At 64.0% G+C, this 964-nt stretch carries 1 protein-coding gene; it reads left to right on the top strand.

Translation table 11 applies throughout. From position 1 onward, the window contains the following. Window positions 1-964: ferredoxin-like domain-containing protein (locus NV1_RS41605; protein ID WP_507762144.1), on the top strand; the 964-nt coding region annotated here is incomplete at both ends.

Raw genomic sequence — 964 nt, 5'->3', positions numbered from 1 at the left:
AGCAGTCGGGTGTGGCGATGTCGACCGCGTTGTGTGAGCATTTCGAGCAGTCGCGTGCGGAGTTGTTCCAGATCGTGCAGGTCACCGGGATCCGCACGTTCTCGGGGTTGATCGCCCAGTACGGTACGGGTTCGGGCTGCGATATCTGCAAACCGACCGTGGCCTCGATCCTGGCCTCGACCGCCAGTGAGCACATCCTGGACGGTGAACAGGCCGCGTTGCAGGACACCAACGATCACTTCCTGGCCAATCTGCAGAAGAACGGCACCTATTCGGTCGTGCCGCGGATGCCCGGTGGTGAGGTGACCGCGGAACAGTTGATCACGATCGGTCAGATCGCCAAAGAGTTCGATCTGTATCTGAAAGTCACCGGTGGGCAACGGATCGACATGTTCGGTGCGCGGGTGGAGCAGCTCCCGCGGATCTGGCAGCGTCTGGTCGATGCCGGGATGGAGTCCGGGCACGCGTACGGGAAATCGTTGCGCACGGTGAAAAGCTGTGTCGGATCGTCCTGGTGCCGGTACGGGCAGCAGGACTCGGTCGCCATGGCCGTCCTGCTCGAGAAGCGGTACCGGGGGCTGCGGTCCCCGCACAAACTCAAACTCGCCGTATCCGGGTGCGCCCGCGAATGCGCCGAGGCCCGCGGCAAAGACGTCGGGGTGATCGCCACCGAACACGGCTGGAACCTGTACGTCGGCGGTAACGGCGGCCTGACCCCGAAACACGCGGTCCTGCTGGCCGGGGACCTCGATGACGAGACCTTGATCCGGTACATCGACCGGTACCTGATGTTCTACATCCGCACCGCGGACCGGCTCCAACGCACCGCACCCTGGCAGGAATCCCTCGACGGCGGTATCGACCACCTCCGCCAGGTCGTGTGCGAAGACAGCCTCGGCATCGCCGACGAACTCGAAACCGCCATGCACCGACACATCGACGGATACCAGGACGAATGGGCCGC

This window comes from Nocardia vaccinii NBRC 15922 (genome assembly GCF_001613305.1).
Classification (GTDB): domain Bacteria; phylum Actinomycetota; class Actinomycetes; order Mycobacteriales; family Mycobacteriaceae; genus Nocardia; species Nocardia vaccinii.
Note: the sequence above shows the minus strand (reverse complement) of the source record. Positions and strands in the feature narration are given on the sequence as shown.